Genomic DNA, 14,864 nt, shown 5'->3' with positions numbered 1-14,864 from the left:
TAACTAGTACACAAGTTCAAGCACACAGATAAATGAGGACAATGGCGATGACGGTAACGACCCTGACCCTGAAAAATCATGCTGGTTGGTGGCGCTTCTCCCTGTTACGGGCGAAGAGATGACGCATAGCCATTTTCTGACATGCATATCCTGAAGCCCGCTGATAGCGGGCTTTTTTATGGACAAAATACGAGTAGACATCATGCAAACACCACAACCTGAACTTGAGCTACTGCGCGTCGGTGCCGAATACCGCAACGACCCCAGCGCGATGTTCCACCAACTGTGCGGTGCCCGCCCGGCCACCCTGCTGCTGGAGTCGGCGGAGATCGACAGTAAACAGAACCTGCAGAGCCTGCTGATCGTCGACAGCGCCCTGCGCATTACCGCCCTCGGCCCACAGGTGTCGATTCAGGCATTAACCGCTAACGGCGCAGCGCTGTTGCCGCTGTTGGATAGCGCCTTGCCTGCCGATGTCATCGTCGATGCGCGCCCGAACAGCCGCGAACTGACCTTTCCAACCATCGACATTATGCAGGACGAAGACGCACGTCTGCGTTCCCTGTCGGTATTTGACGCGTTGCGTCAACTGCTGACGCTGGTGGCATGCCCGGAACATGAGCGTGAGGCGATGTTCTTCGGCGGGCTGTTCGCCTACGATCTGGTCGCCGGCTTCGAAAGTCTGCCGCCGCTCAGTCAGCAGCAGCGCTGTCCGGATTACTGTTTCTACCTGGCCGAAACCCTGCTGGTGGTGGACCATCAGCAACGCGTCACCCATCTGCAGGCCAGCCTGTTTACCCCTAACGCCGCGGAACGCCAGCGCCTGCAACAGCGTCTGGAGCAGTTGCAGCATCAGTTGCGCCAGCCTGCCCCGGCGTTGCCGTGCCAGACGGTGGACACCATGACGCTGGCCTGCAACCAGAGCGATGAAGATTACGGCGCCGTGGTCAGCCAGATGCAGCAGGCGATCCGCATCGGCGAAATTTTCCAGGTGGTGCCGTCCCGCCGTTTCTCGCTGCCGTGCCCATCGCCGCTAGCCGCCTATCAGACCCTGAAAGACAACAACCCCAGTCCTTACATGTTCTACATGCAGGATCAGGATTTCACTCTGTTCGGCGCGTCGCCGGAAAGTTCACTCAAGTACGACGCCGTCAGCCGCCAGATCGAAATCTACCCTATCGCCGGCACTCGCCCGCGCGGCCGTCGCGCCGACGGTTCGCTGGACCGGGATCTGGACAGCCGTATCGAACTGGAAATGCGTACCGACCATAAAGAGCTGGCCGAACACCTGATGTTGGTGGACCTGGCACGTAACGATCTGGCGCGCATCTGCGAACCCGGCAGCCGCTATGTAGCGGACCTGACCAAAGTAGACCGTTACTCGTTCGTGATGCATCTGGTGTCCCGCGTAGTCGGCACCCTGCGCGCGGATCTGGATGTGCTGCACGCCTACCGCGCCTGCATGAACATGGGCACGCTGAGCGGCGCCCCCAAAGTGCGCGCGATGCAACTGATCGCGGAAAGTGAGAAAACCCGCCGCGGCAGCTACGGCGGCGCGGTAGGCTACTTCACCGCCCGCGGCGACCTCGACACCTGCATCGTGATCCGTTCCGCTTATGTGGAAGACGGCATCGCCACCGTGCAGGCCGGCGCCGGCGTGGTGCTGGACTCTCACCCGCAGGCCGAAGCCGATGAAACCCGTAACAAAGCCCGCGCGGTTCTGCGCGCGATTGCCAGTGCGCATCATGCCCGGGAGGTGTTCTGATGGCCGATATCCTGCTGCTCGATAATATCGACTCCTTTACCTATAACCTGGTCGACCAGTTGCGCGCCAGCGGCCACAACGTAGTGGTGTACCGCAACCAACTGCCTGCCGACGTCATTATCGACCGTCTGCAGCATCTGGAAAAGCCGGTGCTGATGCTCTCGCCCGGCCCCGGCACGCCGTCTGAAGCCGGTTGCATGCCGGCACTGCTGCAACGTCTGCGCGGCCAGTTGCCGATCATCGGCATCTGTCTGGGCCATCAGGCCATCGTCGAAGCCTACGGCGGCCATGTCGGTCAGGCCGGTGAAATTCTGCATGGTAAAGCCTCCAGCATTGAACACGACGGACAGGCGATGTTCAACGGCCTGCCCAGTCCGCTGCCGGTGGCGCGCTACCACTCGCTGGTAGGCAGCGACATCCCGGCCGGGCTGGTGATTAACGCCAGTTTCAACGGCATGGTGATGGCGGTACGCCATGACGAACATCGCGTTTGCGGTTTCCAGTTTCACCCGGAATCCATCCTCACCACTCACGGCGCACGTCTGCTGAACCAGACGCTGGACTGGGCTCTGGCCTGATTTGAAGGAGATACCACTGATGCAACCGATTCTTGAAAAACTGTACCGTGCCGACATCCTGAGCCAGGCAGAAAGCCAGCAGTTGTTTGCCGCTATCATTCAGGGTGAACTGGATCCGACGCAACTGGCCGCGGCGCTGATCAGCATGAAGGTGCGCGGCGAGCATCCGGATGAGATTGCCGGGGCCGCCACCGCGCTGCTGGCCGACGCCAAGCCGTTCCCGCGCCCGGACTACCTGTTCGCGGATATCGTCGGCACCGGCGGCGACGGCACCAACAGCATCAACATCTCCACCGCCAGCGCGTTTGTGGCCGCCGCCTGCGGGCTGAAAGTCGCCAAGCACGGCAACCGCAGCGTCTCCAGCCGCTCCGGTTCGTCGGATCTGCTGTCGGCGTTCGGCATCAAGCTCGATATGCCGGCGGAGGTATCGCGTCAGGCGCTGGACGATCTCGGGGTGTGTTTTCTGTTTGCGCCGCAATACCACACCGGTTTCCGTCACGCGATGCCGGTACGTCAGCAGTTGAAAACCCGCACCGTGTTCAACGTGCTGGGGCCGCTGATCAACCCGGCTCGCCCACCGCTGGCGCTGATCGGCGTCTATCGGCCGGAACTGGTGCGGCCGATCGCCGAAACCCTGAAAGTGCTGGGATACCAGCGCGCGGCCGTGGTGCACGGCGGCGGCATGGATGAGGTCGCCATCCATGCGCCGACCCAGGTCGCCGAACTGCGTGACGGCGAGGTGGAAACCTACCAGCTAACGCCCCATGATTTCGGGCTGGATTCATATGCACTGGATGATTTGCTGGGCGGCACGCCGGAAGAAAACCGTGATATTCTGGCCCGGCTGCTTCAGGGCAAGGGGCAACCGGCGCACGACGCGGCTGTCGCCGCCAATGTAGCGCTGTTGCTAAAACTGTTCGGACAGGAAGATCTGCGGCAGAATGCCCGGCAGGCGCTGGACGTGATTCACAGCGGTCAGGCATACCAGCGCGTGCTGGAACTGGCGGCCAGAGGATGATGAAGAAAATGCAGGAAACCGTATTAACCAAAATTGTGCGCGACAAAGCGCAGTGGATCGCCGAACGGCAGCAACGACAGCCGCTCGACAGCTTTCAGTCACAGGTAACGCCCAGCTCGCGCCACTTCTATCAGTCGCTGAAACAGGCCAGTCCGGCGTTTATCCTGGAGTGCAAAAAGGCCTCGCCATCCAAGGGGTTGATTCGCGCCGATTTCGACCCGGTCGCCATTGCGCGGGTTTATCAGGATTACGCGTCCGCCATTTCGGTACTGACCGACGAGAAGTATTTTCAGGGCGATTTTGCTTTCCTCACGCAGGTCAGCGCGGCGGTGGCCCAGCCGGTGCTGTGCAAGGACTTCATTATCGACCCGTACCAGATCTATCTGGCCCGTTACTATCAGGCCGATGCGATTCTGCTAATGCTGTCGGTGCTGGATGATGCACAGTATCGCCAACTGGCGCAGGTAGCGCACAGCCTGAATATGGGCATCCTGACGGAAGTCAGCAATGAAGCCGAACTGGAACGCGCTATCGCGCTAGAAGCGCGCGTGGTCGGCATCAACAACCGCGACCTGCGCGATCTCTCTATCGATCTGAACCGTACCCGCACGCTGGCGCCGCGTCTGCCGGCTGGAGTGACGGTGATCAGCGAATCCGGCATCAGCCGCCACGCCCATATTCAGGAACTGAGCCAGTACGCCAATGGCTTTCTGATCGGCAGTTCGCTGATGGAAGAACACGATCTGACGCTGGCAGTACGCCGGGTCATCCTCGGCGAAAACAAGGTGTGCGGGCTGACCCGCCCCGACGATGCCACCGCAGCCTTTCAGGCCGGCGCGGTGTACGGCGGGCTGATTTTCGTCGCTAACTCCCCGCGCTACGTGACAACGTCACAGGCACGTGCCGTGATGGCGGGTGCGCCCTTACGTTATGTCGGCGTATTCCGTGACGCGCCGCTGGCCGACATCGTGGCAACCGCGTCGTCGCTCCAGCTGGCTGCGGTTCAGTTACACGGCCACGAAGACCAAGCTGCTATCGCCGCCTTGCGTGAGCAACTGCCCGCAACCTGCCAGATCTGGAAAGCGTACAGCGTCGGCGACACTCTGCCTCCATTAACGCTGGCGCAGGTTGACCGGGTGCTGCTCGACAACGGCAAAGGCGGCAGTGGTCAGTCGTTCGACTGGTCATTGCTGCAGGGTCAATCGCTGCAACAGGTGCTGCTGGCCGGCGGCCTCGGCCCGAGCAACGTGGCACAGGCCGCGACACTCGGCGTCGCCGGGCTGGATTTCAACTCTGGCGTGGAGTCGCAACCCGGCATCAAAGATCCGCAAAAAATCGCGGCGGTATTCCGGACGCTGCGTACGGCACAACCGCGCCGTACCTCTCATGAATAACAAGATACAGGCTGATTATGACGTTACTTAATCCTTATTTTGGTGAATTTGGTGGTCAGTACGTACCACAGATCCTGATGCCGGCCCTGCGTCAGTTGGAAGAGGCATTTGTCAACGCGCAGCGCGACCCGGCGTTTCAGGCCGAATTCAGCGACCTGCTGAAAAACTACGCCGGACGGCCGACAGCGCTGACTTTGTGTAAGAACCTGACCGCCGGCACCCGCACCAAACTCTATCTGAAACGCGAAGATCTGTTGCACGGCGGCGCGCACAAGACCAACCAGGTACTCGGGCAGGCGCTGCTTGCCAGGCGCATGGGTAAAACCGAAATCATCGCCGAAACCGGCGCCGGCCAACATGGCGTCGCCACCGCGCTGGCCTGCGCCCTGCTGGGGCTGAAATGCCGTGTGTACATGGGCGCCAAAGACGTGGAACGCCAGTCGCCGAACGTGTTCCGCATGCGGTTGATGGGCGCGGAAGTGATTCCGGTACACAGCGGTTCCGCCACCCTGAAAGACGCCTGCAACGAGGCGCTGCGCGACTGGTCTGGCAGCTATGAAACCGCCCATTACCTGCTGGGCACCGCTGCTGGTCCACACCCTTACCCCACCATCGTGCGGGAATTTCAGCGCATGATCGGCGAGGAAACTAAAGCCCAGGTGACAGAAAGAGAAGGTCGTCTGCCGGATGCGGTACTGGCCTGCGTCGGCGGCGGCTCCAACGCCATCGGCATGTTTGCTGATTTCATCGACGAGCCGTCGGTGCGGTTGATCGGTGTGGAACCGGCAGGATTGGGTATCGAAACCGGGCAGCACGGCGCACCGCTAAAACACGGTCGCGTCGGTATCTACTTCGGTATGAAATCACCGATGATGCAGACCGAAGACGGCCAGATCGAAGAGTCGTACTCCATTTCGGCCGGTCTGGACTTCCCCTCCGTCGGGCCGCAGCACGCGCACCTGAGCAGCATCGGGCGGGCGGATTATGTGTCGATCACCGACGATGAAGCGTTGACCGCATTCCGGGAATTGTCGCGTCACGAAGGGATCATCCCGGCGCTGGAATCCTCCCATGCACTGGCCCATGCGCTGAAAATGATCAAAGCGGAACCGGAAAAAGAGCAAATTCTGGTGGTCAACCTGTCCGGCCGTGGCGATAAAGACATTTTTACGGTTCACGACATTCTGAAATCCCGGGGAGAGATTTGATGGAACGCTACCACGCTTTGTTTAAACGGCTGTCGGAGAAACAGGAAGGGGCGTTTGTGCCGTTTGTCACGCTGGGCGACCCATCCCCCGAGCTTTCGCTGCGCATTATCGACGCGCTGGTGGCCGCGGGTGCCGACGCGCTGGAACTGGGGATTCCGTTCTCCGATCCGCTGGCGGATGGCCCGACCATTCAGAACGCCGCGCTGCGCGCTTTCGCCGCCGGCGTCACTCCGGCCCACTGTTTTGAAATGCTGGCGACCATCCGCCAGAAATACCCTGACCTGCCTATCGGCTTGTTAATGTACGCCAATCTGGTGTTTAGCAACGGTATCGACGCCTTTTACCAGCGTTGCGCCGAAACCGGCGTTGATTCAGTGCTGGTAGCCGACGTACCGGTGGAAGAATCGGCGCCGTTTCGCGCTGCGGCGATGAAGCATGGCGTCGCGCCCATCTTTATCTGCCCGCCGAATGCGGACGACGACCTACTGCGTGAAATTTCATCCTTTGGCCGTGGTTATACCTACCTGCTCTCCCGAGCAGGCGTAACCGGCGCTGAAACCCGCGCCCAACTGCCGTTGCACCATCTGCTGGAAAAATTGCAGGAATACCACGCGGCCCCGCCGCTGCTTGGTTTCGGCATTTCCGAGCCGTCGCAGGTGCAAAAAGCGCTGGAATCCGGCGCGGCCGGCGCCATCTCCGGCTCAGCGATTGTCAAAATCATCGAGCAATACCATGCCCAGCCGGATGAAATGCTCGCAAAACTGACCGATTTTGTCCGCGGTATGAAAGCCGCCACCCGCGCTCGTTAATCTTTCCGCACAAAATATTACAACATCAAGCGCCATAACCTATCGAAGAGGTTATGGCGCTTTTTATTGGCATATGGCGAATGGCGCCCCACACAACACAGATCATTTTTGTCACAAAATAATAAAGAAACTAACAACCATGAATACTTTAAGAATACAATAAATTTTAATTTATAAAATATATTAGCATACAAATAATCCACATGATTTAGATTATGTTTTAATATGTAAAAAATCAATTCAATTTATTTTTAAATATTAATAAAACGTCTAATTTTCGCTTTTCTACCAAAGCAATAAATTTTCACTCTGTAAATAGACGAACATCACACAAATGAAATAGCTTTTCATTTTCTTGTTTTACCGATCTCGCTCACACATTTGTAAATAATAATAAATAGAATTGAACTTGTGTCGAATCAGACACCATTGCAAAAACTTCAAAAATAATTATCTCTGATGAGGGTGATAACAATGAAATTTAAAATTCTGACGATGATGGTAGCGTCCGTTGTAAGTATGAGTTCGATGGCGGTCACATTCGACTATCGCCATGAGATGAAAGATACGCAAAATGCAAATCATCAGGATCGTCTGCTAATTTCGCACCGTTTTGAGAATGGGTTCGGTCTGTCTTCTGAAGTGAAGTGGAAGCAATCCAGTAATGACAATACGCCAAACAAGCCTTATAACGAACAAGTCAGTAACGGTACTGAAGTCACTGCCAGCTATCTGTATAAATTTAATAAAATGTTTAATGCAGAAGCCGGTTTCAACCTGGTTTCCGATAACACCGGTAATAAATACCGTCCTTATATCAAAGGTGGCGTAAACTTTACCGACAATATTTACTACACCCTGCGTTACCGTCCGTTCTACCAGCGTATGGATGATAAAATCCTCACATCAGGCGCTGATACCACGATGAAAGGCTATACTATCACCAGCGTACTGGGCTATAAGTTCCTGGACAACTTCACTGTTGAATACGAACTGGAATACAACAAAAATACCAAAGCAGGTTCAACTGGTTTGATTTATGACAATGATAACGACAACCTTACTCATGATGTGAAGCTGGCTTACAAGATTGACAAAAACTGGACTCCGTATATTCAGGTTGCCAATGTTGAAGGCCCATCCAAAACGACTGATGAACGCCAGACCCGTTACCGTGTCGGTGTCCAGTACAACTTCTGATACCCGTTCCGTGTATCACCAGACGTAAAAAAGGCGGAACTTCGGTTCCGCCTTCTCTTTTTGTTTTTTACTTCGTTTATCAGAATTTGTAACCGAAGCCAAACATAAATACCCAGGGATCCAGCCGGGTTTTGATACTCTGATCCTGGCCGGCAGCCTTGAATTTCACGGTAGTGTCGATATCCATCCACCACACCGACATATTCAACAGCCAATTTTTATTCAGGTTGTAATCCAGACCAGCTTGCGCGGCAACGCCCCAGGAATTTTTCAAGCTCAGGTCGCTCAACCCGGCATCTTTACCTGTCTGATTAAATTTCTCGTCAAAGAACATGGTGTAGTTCAGACCAACGCCCAGATAAGGACGCAGCTTGTCCGTGCTCTGCCCAAAATAATACTGCGCCATCAGCGTCGGCGGCAGGTGTTTGACTTCGGCGATCGGCCCAACATTACCTACGCCGACCTTGTGCTGGAACGGCGTTGCCGCCAGCAGCTCTACGCCGATATTATCCGTCACCATGTAACCAAGGGTCAGTCCCAGTTGGGTATTGTTATCTACGTTGAATGAACCCAGCCCCAACACATTGTCAGAGCTTTCAACCGGACGCACCGTCGCCGTTCCAGTACGAACAATCACATCGCCAGCCTGATGAGCCTGTGCCAGTGCCGGCATCAATGCGGCTGCCATCATCAATAAAGAAACCTTCTTCATTACCCACTCCATTTGTAAGGTTAATATCCGGGCGAACTATACCTACTAAGGGGTAAATTTGTTTGAAGCCAGATCACATCCTGACGGGATTTTTGCCGCAGTATGTCATCAATCAAATAACCCTCAAGCACCCAAAAAACAAAGAATTGACCCAAATCAAAAAACACAAAAAAGGAGCTGCGCAACCCGATGTTCGGGCGTAGATTCTTCTTTTCACCAGTGATTCAACGCGATTGAGGCCGGTGGGTAATCAACTATGAGCGATAACGTCAACCCCTGTATGGAATGCGGCGCCTGTTGCGGTTACTTTCGGGTGTCTTTTTACTGGTCGGAAGCTGATGACGGGGGAGGAACCGTTCCCGCCGCGCTGACGGAGCCGGTAACGCCATTTCTGCGTTGCATGGCTGGCACCAGTAGTAAACCGATTCGCTGCTGCGCACTGGAGGGTGAAATCGGCAAATCGGTCAGCTGTCGTATTTATGCCCAGCGGCCCACGCCTTGCCATGAGTTTGTACAATCGGGAGAGAATGGTCAGCGCAATGACGCTTGCGATCGGGCTCGCGCGGCCTATGGTCTGCCACCGCTGATCCCAGCCAGGTTACCGCTGCCGTGTTCATGAGTTGGAATAAAAAGTAGAACGTCACGCCGGGGTGCCACGGAACAGCTGAACGGGTTACAATAGCCGGATAATATTTTTTGCTAAAAGCCCTATTGCTAACCTTTGCCAAGGAGTTTTCATGCCTATCACGGCCAGCAGATTATACCGTGACACCTTGAATTTTACGCGTAACCAGTTTTTCAGCATCCTGATACTGGCGCTGCTGACGTCCCTGATCACCGTCATCCTCGGGCACGTCTTTACACCCGGCAACGATCAGTTGCAACTACTCAACAGCAGCAATGTCGATCTGTCCTCCATTGAGCAACCCGGCATCAGCGACATCATCCAACAGCTTTCCCCCGAGCAACAAATGGTACTGCTGAAAGCCTCCGCCGCCGGCACTTTTGCCACGCTGGTAGGCAATGCGCTGCTGACCGGTAGCATCCTGATGCTGATCCAACTGGTATCGGCGGGCCATCAAACCAGCGCCCTGCGCGCCATTGGCGCTTCGGTGCCGCTGTTGCCCCGCCTGTTTTTGCTGATACTGGTTTGTACTCTGTTGATTCAGTTAGGTATGTTATTGGTCGTGGTTCCGGGGATTTTGTTATCGATTGCCTTTAGCCTGTCGCCGGTGATCGCCGTCACCGAAAAACGTGGGATCTTTGCCTCCATGCGCACCAGCAGCAAGCTGGCGTTCGCCCACTTCCGCCAGACCGCGCCGGCCGTCATCCTGTGGCTGTTGGCCAAAGTCGCGCTGCTGTTGTTGCTGGCCCGGTTGCCGATGGTATCGCCTACCGCCATGGCCGTGATTCTGAATGGCATTAGTAACGTGCTTTCCGCCATGCTGCTGGTCTATGTATTCCGCCTGTACATGCTGGTACGCGACTGAATTCGCATATCTTATTCCGGAGTAGCAACGGCGCTGCTCCGTTATCGTCGCCCGTCATAACGTAATTTTCTGCAAATTGTTACGATAAATCGGGAATCGCGCTGCGCAAACGGCGATAATAATTCAGAAATAGCCTGGCCCTTTTGGTACATGCGGACCACCACACCACACGGGTAAGTGACGGATTAACATAATGAAGCAACTTATTGATTTTATTCCTCTTATTGTTTTCTTTGTCTGTTATAAGCTGTATGACATCTATGTCGCCTCCGGGGCATTGATTGCTGCAACGGCAGCGGCGTTACTGTTAAGTTGGTTTATTTACCGCAAAATCGAAAAGATGATGCTGCTGACTTTCCTGATGGTTGCCGTATTCGGCACTCTGACGCTGGTATTCCACAATGACCAGTTCATTAAATGGAAAGTGACCATTATTTATACGCTATTCGCCGTCGCCTTGCTGTTCAGCCAGTTTGTGATGAAGAAAACCCTGATTCAACGCATGCTGGGCAAGGAACTGTCATTGCCGGAAATGGTATGGGCGAAACTGAATATTTCGTGGGCGATATTTTTCCTGCTGTGCGGTCTGGCTAATATTTATATTGCTTTCTGGTTGCCGCAAAGCGTTTGGGTTGACTTTAAAGTATTTGGCCTCACCGGCCTGACTCTGGTATTTACATTACTGTGCGGCGTTTACATTTATCGCCATCTGCCGGCCGAGCCGGAAAAAACGGAAAACGAAAGCGACAAATGATCGCCCGACACAGACTGACATTGACTACTCACAAGCGGATTCGTTGACCCTATGAGCAAACAAGACGCATTACCTCACGGCGAACTGGTGCTGCGCACGTTGGCCATGCCGGCGGACACCAATGCCAACGGCGATATTTTCGGCGGCTGGCTGATGTCGCAGATGGATATCGGCGGCGCCATTCAGGCCAAAGAGATTGCAGAAGGCCGCGTCGTCACAGTGCGAGTTGACGGCATGACGTTTCTCAAACCTGTCGCCGTCGGCGATGTGGTGTGCTGCTATGCCCGGTGCGTCCGTACCGGCCGCAGTTCGATGACCATTAATGTTGAAGTGTGGGTGAAAAAGGTGTCGACCGACCCTATCGGCCAACGCTACCGTGCCACCGAAGCGCTGTTTACTTACGTTGCCGTGGATGAAGACGGCCGACCGCGCGAACTGCCGGAAGGGAAAAGCCACTTCGAACCTGAGCAATAATCATAAATAATTGCTAATCACAAACAATTAAGGCACCGCTGGCGGTGCCTTAATTTTTCAACGTCAGCTGTGCAGCGTCTTACTCCATCGCCGCGCCGCCATTGATTCTGAAGATGATCGTCACCACCAGATCTTTCCCCGGCTTGCTCTCTTCATAACGCCATTTACGCATGGCCTGCTTGATATCCCGCTCAAACATATTTTTAGGTTCGGCCGACAACACGCGGACATTATCCACCCGCCCTGCGTCATCGACATCAAACTGCACCTTAACCCGGCCTTCGATGCGCAAGGCGAACGCCCGAGCCGGGTATTCCGGCTGAGTCCGACTCAGTGGTCTTGGCCCCGAGGGCTGAGCGCTGGCGACCGGCGCCTGGCTGACCGGCGCTGTATTCCGGCTGACGGTCTGGCTGGCAGACGGCGTCGCCGTCGGCTGCGGCGCGGTTTCACGCGGCGTTTCCTTCGGTGGTTCCACCTTTTTCACCGGCTTGGGTTTCGGCTCCGGTTTCGGCTTTGGTTTGGGTTGGGGTTTCGGTTCCGGCAGCGGCACGGGAACCGGTTTTGGCAACGGCGGCGGCTCGGGTTGTATTTCCGGTTCTGACGTCGGCTCCGGCACTTTTTCCGGTTCTGGTTGAGGCGCCGCCGCCGGGGCCGGCGCGGCCTCCACGGGTGCGGTATTGACCATCACGACCTGAATCGGCTGCGGCGTCGACGGCAGCTTGACCGATGTATTAAATGAAGCAAACAGCAACCCGGCAATCAATGACCCATGAAAACCCACGGAAACCAGCATCGGCCATGAATATCGGCGGGTCAGGAAAAATGTTTTCTGCGGCATAGTTATATGATGTCCTCTCACTGCGCAAGTTTAAATGCAAATGACAATCATATTCAATAGAAGCCGATCAATTCCCGCACGGGTGTTGCAACCCACTTCGGTTTTAGTGCCGCAAAACCGGACCGACGGTAACAGGGATTGTCCTGTCGGTATCATCGCGTATGATGACGGTTCCGTCTCAACATGGTCTGACAGACCGAGGTTTACCATGCTGTATGTGATTTATGCCACCGATGTACCCGGCTCGCTGGAAAAACGCCTGGCCGCCCGCCCCGCACACCTCGCCCGCCTGCAAACATTGCGGGATCATGGACGCCTGTTAACCGCAGGACCATTGCCGGCCATCGACAGTGAAGATCCGGGCGCCGCCGGATTTACCGGTTCAACGGTGATTGCCGAATTCCCGTCGCTGGAAGACGCCCGCCAGTGGGCAAACGAAGATCCCTATGTCGCCGCCGGCGTCTACGAATCTGTCAGCGTCAAGCCGTTCAAAAAAGCATTTTAATCCAAATTTGACGGAGGTCATGGCATTTTCACCAAACATTACCTCCGTTTCCCTCTTAAATATCTGAAATATTTTAGTCATTTAATGATGTTATGTTGGCGGCAATTTATCTATAGAGAGTAGATTGTCATGTCAACATCCGCCCCGTCACGCTCCGGTTTTCTGGGCAGAGTGCGTCAGTACCGCCTGAGTTTTCTTTCCGGTCTGTTGCTAATCATCGGGTTGTTTTCCTTACTTCAGCTATTGTCCGTAGGGATGATATCGAAAACCATGACTGAAGTGCGCCAGGACAGCGCCGCCAACGAAGCCTTGCGTCAACAACAGGCGCTGATGGATCAGGCCCGCATGGAAGTGATGAACGCCAGCGATAAACTTAATCGTGCCGGCATTTACCTGATGTTTGACAAAGAAACCGGGTCGGTCGGCAGTTGGAACAGCCTGATGACCGAAGCCGAAGAGTCGTTAACTCACGCGCAGGCGTATTACCAAAAGCTGGAACACTTTTCTGGCGCCGCTCGCAATGACGCTGCCTTCAACGAGCTAAAAAGCAGCTATCAGCAGCTCTATAACGGACTGCTGGAACTGGCGCAAGGCATCAAAAAAACCAATGAAATCGATATCTTCTTTGCCGTTCCCATTCAGGCTTACCAGACCCTGTTTACCCAAAAATACGCGAGTTACCTGCAGGGAAACGACGTCCGCCAGAAACAGCATGCTCAGCAACTGTTGAATAATCTTGATGATGCCCACACCCTGTTTATCGTCATTCTGGGGCTATTGCTGGCGATTTCGCTGGTGGTCTGGATTGGCGTAAACAAGGTGATCGTTCATCCGCTTAAGCGCATTACCGACCACCTGAGGCTGATCGCAGCCGGCGATCTATCCCATGACATCGGCATAGAAAGACGTACAACCCGTGAAATCGCGCTGCTAAACAGCAGTGTGGTGCAGATGCAGGGCGGGCTGGTGGAACTGATAAGTCAGGTTCGTCAGGGTATGGGAACCATGATGCGGCAGGTCAGCCATGTCACCACCGACAACCGCCAACTGTCCGAACAGGCCAATCGACAGTCTGAAGAGCTGAAGGTCACCACCGAGCACATTATCCAGCTCAGTCAGCATCTGGAACAGAATGCCCAGTACACCGAGCAAGCCGGCCATCATGCGGAAGAAACCAGTCATATCGCCGAACAGGGCGAAACCATGATGAACGACGTCAGAAACGCGATGCAGAATATTTCCAGTCGCAGCAAGGAAATGACGGAAGTCATCTCGCTGATTGAAAACGTGGCGTTCCAGACGCACATCCTGTCGCTTAATGCCGCCATTGAAGCGGCTCGGGCCGGCGAGATGGGCAAAGGTTTCTCGGTCGTCGCCCGCGAGGTAGGCACGCTGGCTTCACAGAGTAGTCAGTCAGCCCAAAACATCAATGCGTTGATTCATGAATCGGACAGCAGCGTCGCTACCGGCGCCAGACTGGTCGGTCACCTCAACGACAGTCTGCAGGAAATCATTCAGGCGGCCAAAGGCACCAGTACATTCCTGAATGAAATCACCGATATTTCGCAACAACAGAATCAGAGCATCCATGAAGTGAGCAACCGTATCCGTTCACTCAACGATACAGTGAAACAGAATGCCCTACAGGTGGAGACCTCTGCCCGCACCTGCCTGCAGTTACTTGAGCAGACCGAACAGCTCAATCTGTCGGTATCCTTGTTCCAGTTGCCCGGCACGGAAGCAGCGGTGGTCCAGCCTGACGCGCTTCGCGCCGCGCCTGCTCCGGTCGCCAATGGCTATGTCGCCCTGCCGCAACACTCGCCAGCGCTGTAATCGCCTCTGGATAACAAAAAAAGCCCAACGATCTGACGACCGTTGGGCCTGACACCGACTACCCGGTAGTTACCACTCGTAGGCCACCGCATACAGCAACGCACGCCGCTGCTGTTTCTGGCCCAGGTAACGCACGTGGTGGATATGCCGGTAACCGCGCGACTGGGCCTCAAGCCAGCGGCTGCGACGGCGCTGCACCTGACGTTGCATACGCCAACGGCTGACTTCATTCCGGCTGCGTTTCATGGCTCGACTCTTGTTTCATGGTAAAACTCTTGTTTCATGG

General features: G+C 55.3%; 14 protein-coding genes, 1 pseudogene and 1 other annotated feature. Of the genes and pseudogenes, 12 read left to right on the top strand and 3 right to left on the bottom strand.

Annotated features, from left to right (window positions below; genetic code table 11):
- Window positions 1-80: 80 nt before the first annotated feature.
- Window positions 81-180: a sequence feature (Trp leader region), on the top strand.
- Window positions 181-202: 22 nt separating this feature from the next.
- From DDA898_RS10715 to DDA898_RS10685, 6 genes and pseudogenes are all read left to right on the top strand, one after another.
- Window positions 203-1,765: an anthranilate synthase component 1 gene (locus tag DDA898_RS10715; RefSeq protein ID WP_038911196.1), complete on the top strand. Its 1,563-nt coding sequence runs from the start codon at window positions 203-205 to the stop codon at window positions 1,763-1,765.
- Window positions 1,765-3,361, top strand: a pseudogene (gene trpD / locus DDA898_RS23655) (bifunctional anthranilate synthase glutamate amidotransferase component TrpG/anthranilate phosphoribosyltransferase TrpD). The gene DDA898_RS10715 and the pseudogene trpD overlap by 1 nt, the downstream one beginning before the upstream one ends.
- Window positions 3,362-3,369: 8 nt before the next feature.
- Complete coding sequence (gene trpCF / locus DDA898_RS10700) at window positions 3,370-4,755, top strand: bifunctional indole-3-glycerol-phosphate synthase TrpC/phosphoribosylanthranilate isomerase TrpF (RefSeq protein ID WP_038912535.1); 1,386 nt, start codon at window positions 3,370-3,372, stop codon at window positions 4,753-4,755.
- A 17-nt stretch (window positions 4,756-4,772) separates the two neighbouring features.
- The gene (gene trpB, locus DDA898_RS10695; protein ID WP_038911194.1) at window positions 4,773-5,963 is read left to right on the top strand and encodes a tryptophan synthase subunit beta; all 1,191 of its coding nucleotides are present in this window, start codon (window positions 4,773-4,775) and stop codon (window positions 5,961-5,963) included.
- Entirely contained in the window at window positions 5,963-6,772 is an 810-nt protein-coding gene (gene trpA, locus DDA898_RS10690; RefSeq protein ID WP_038911193.1) for a tryptophan synthase subunit alpha, read from the top strand. Before trpB ends, trpA begins: the two co-directional genes overlap by 1 nt.
- Before the next feature lie 474 nt (window positions 6,773-7,246).
- Window positions 7,247-7,972 (top strand): oligogalacturonate-specific porin KdgM family protein, encoded by a 726-nt coding sequence (locus DDA898_RS10685; RefSeq protein ID WP_038911192.1) that lies wholly within the window; start codon window positions 7,247-7,249, stop codon window positions 7,970-7,972.
- A 79-nt stretch (window positions 7,973-8,051) separates the two neighbouring features.
- Here DDA898_RS10685 and ompW read toward each other — a convergent pair whose 3' ends face one another.
- The gene (ompW, locus tag DDA898_RS10680; protein ID WP_013317880.1) at window positions 8,052-8,684 is read right to left on the bottom strand and encodes an outer membrane protein OmpW; all 633 of its coding nucleotides are present in this window, start codon (window positions 8,682-8,684) and stop codon (window positions 8,052-8,054) included.
- Between the two features lie 256 nt (window positions 8,685-8,940).
- On the opposite strand from ompW, the gene DDA898_RS22255 reads away from it, so the two are divergent.
- The 4 genes from DDA898_RS22255 to yciA all read left to right on the top strand — a co-directional run bounded on the left by DDA898_RS22255 (window position 8,941) and on the right by yciA (window position 11,402).
- Window positions 8,941-9,303, top strand: coding sequence for a YkgJ family cysteine cluster protein (locus DDA898_RS22255; protein WP_071604529.1), 363 nt, complete (start codon window positions 8,941-8,943; stop codon window positions 9,301-9,303).
- 118 nt (window positions 9,304-9,421) lie between these two features.
- On the top strand, window positions 9,422-10,174 hold the full coding sequence (locus DDA898_RS10675; RefSeq protein ID WP_038911190.1) for a YciC family protein: 753 nt from the start codon (window positions 9,422-9,424) through the stop codon (window positions 10,172-10,174).
- A gap of 193 nt (window positions 10,175-10,367) precedes the next feature.
- Window positions 10,368-10,928, top strand: coding sequence for a septation protein A (locus DDA898_RS10670; protein WP_038901171.1), 561 nt, complete (start codon window positions 10,368-10,370; stop codon window positions 10,926-10,928).
- A 51-nt stretch (window positions 10,929-10,979) separates the two neighbouring features.
- Window positions 10,980-11,402, top strand: a complete 423-nt coding sequence (yciA, locus tag DDA898_RS10665; RefSeq protein ID WP_013317876.1) for an acyl-CoA thioester hydrolase YciA — start codon at window positions 10,980-10,982, stop codon at window positions 11,400-11,402.
- Window positions 11,403-11,481: 79 nt separating this feature from the next.
- Here yciA and tonB read toward each other — a convergent pair whose 3' ends face one another.
- Window positions 11,482-12,240, bottom strand: a complete 759-nt coding sequence (gene tonB / locus DDA898_RS10660; protein ID WP_038911189.1) for a TonB system transport protein TonB — start codon at window positions 12,238-12,240, stop codon at window positions 11,482-11,484.
- Between the two features lie 208 nt (window positions 12,241-12,448).
- Here tonB and DDA898_RS10655 point away from each other — a divergent pair, with 208 nt between their 5' ends.
- Window positions 12,449-12,745 carry a YciI family protein gene (locus DDA898_RS10655; RefSeq protein ID WP_038911188.1) on the top strand — a complete coding sequence of 99 codons (297 nt, stop codon included), beginning with the start codon at window positions 12,449-12,451 and terminating at the stop codon, window positions 12,743-12,745.
- A gap of 129 nt (window positions 12,746-12,874) precedes the next feature.
- Window positions 12,875-14,578, top strand: coding sequence for a methyl-accepting chemotaxis protein (locus tag DDA898_RS10650; protein WP_038911186.1), 1,704 nt, complete (start codon window positions 12,875-12,877; stop codon window positions 14,576-14,578).
- A 69-nt stretch (window positions 14,579-14,647) separates the two neighbouring features.
- On the opposite strand, the gene DDA898_RS23190 is transcribed toward DDA898_RS10650, so the two are convergent.
- A complete protein-coding gene (locus DDA898_RS23190) occupies window positions 14,648-14,824 on the bottom strand; it encodes a YciY family protein (RefSeq protein WP_139348305.1) in 177 nt (58 codons plus the stop codon).
- Between the last annotated feature and the right edge of the window lie 40 nt (window positions 14,825-14,864).

This window comes from Dickeya dadantii NCPPB 898, assembly GCF_000406145.1.
Taxonomy (GTDB): domain Bacteria; phylum Pseudomonadota; class Gammaproteobacteria; order Enterobacterales; family Enterobacteriaceae; genus Dickeya; species Dickeya dadantii.
This window is presented reverse-complemented; position numbering and strand designations above follow the sequence as displayed.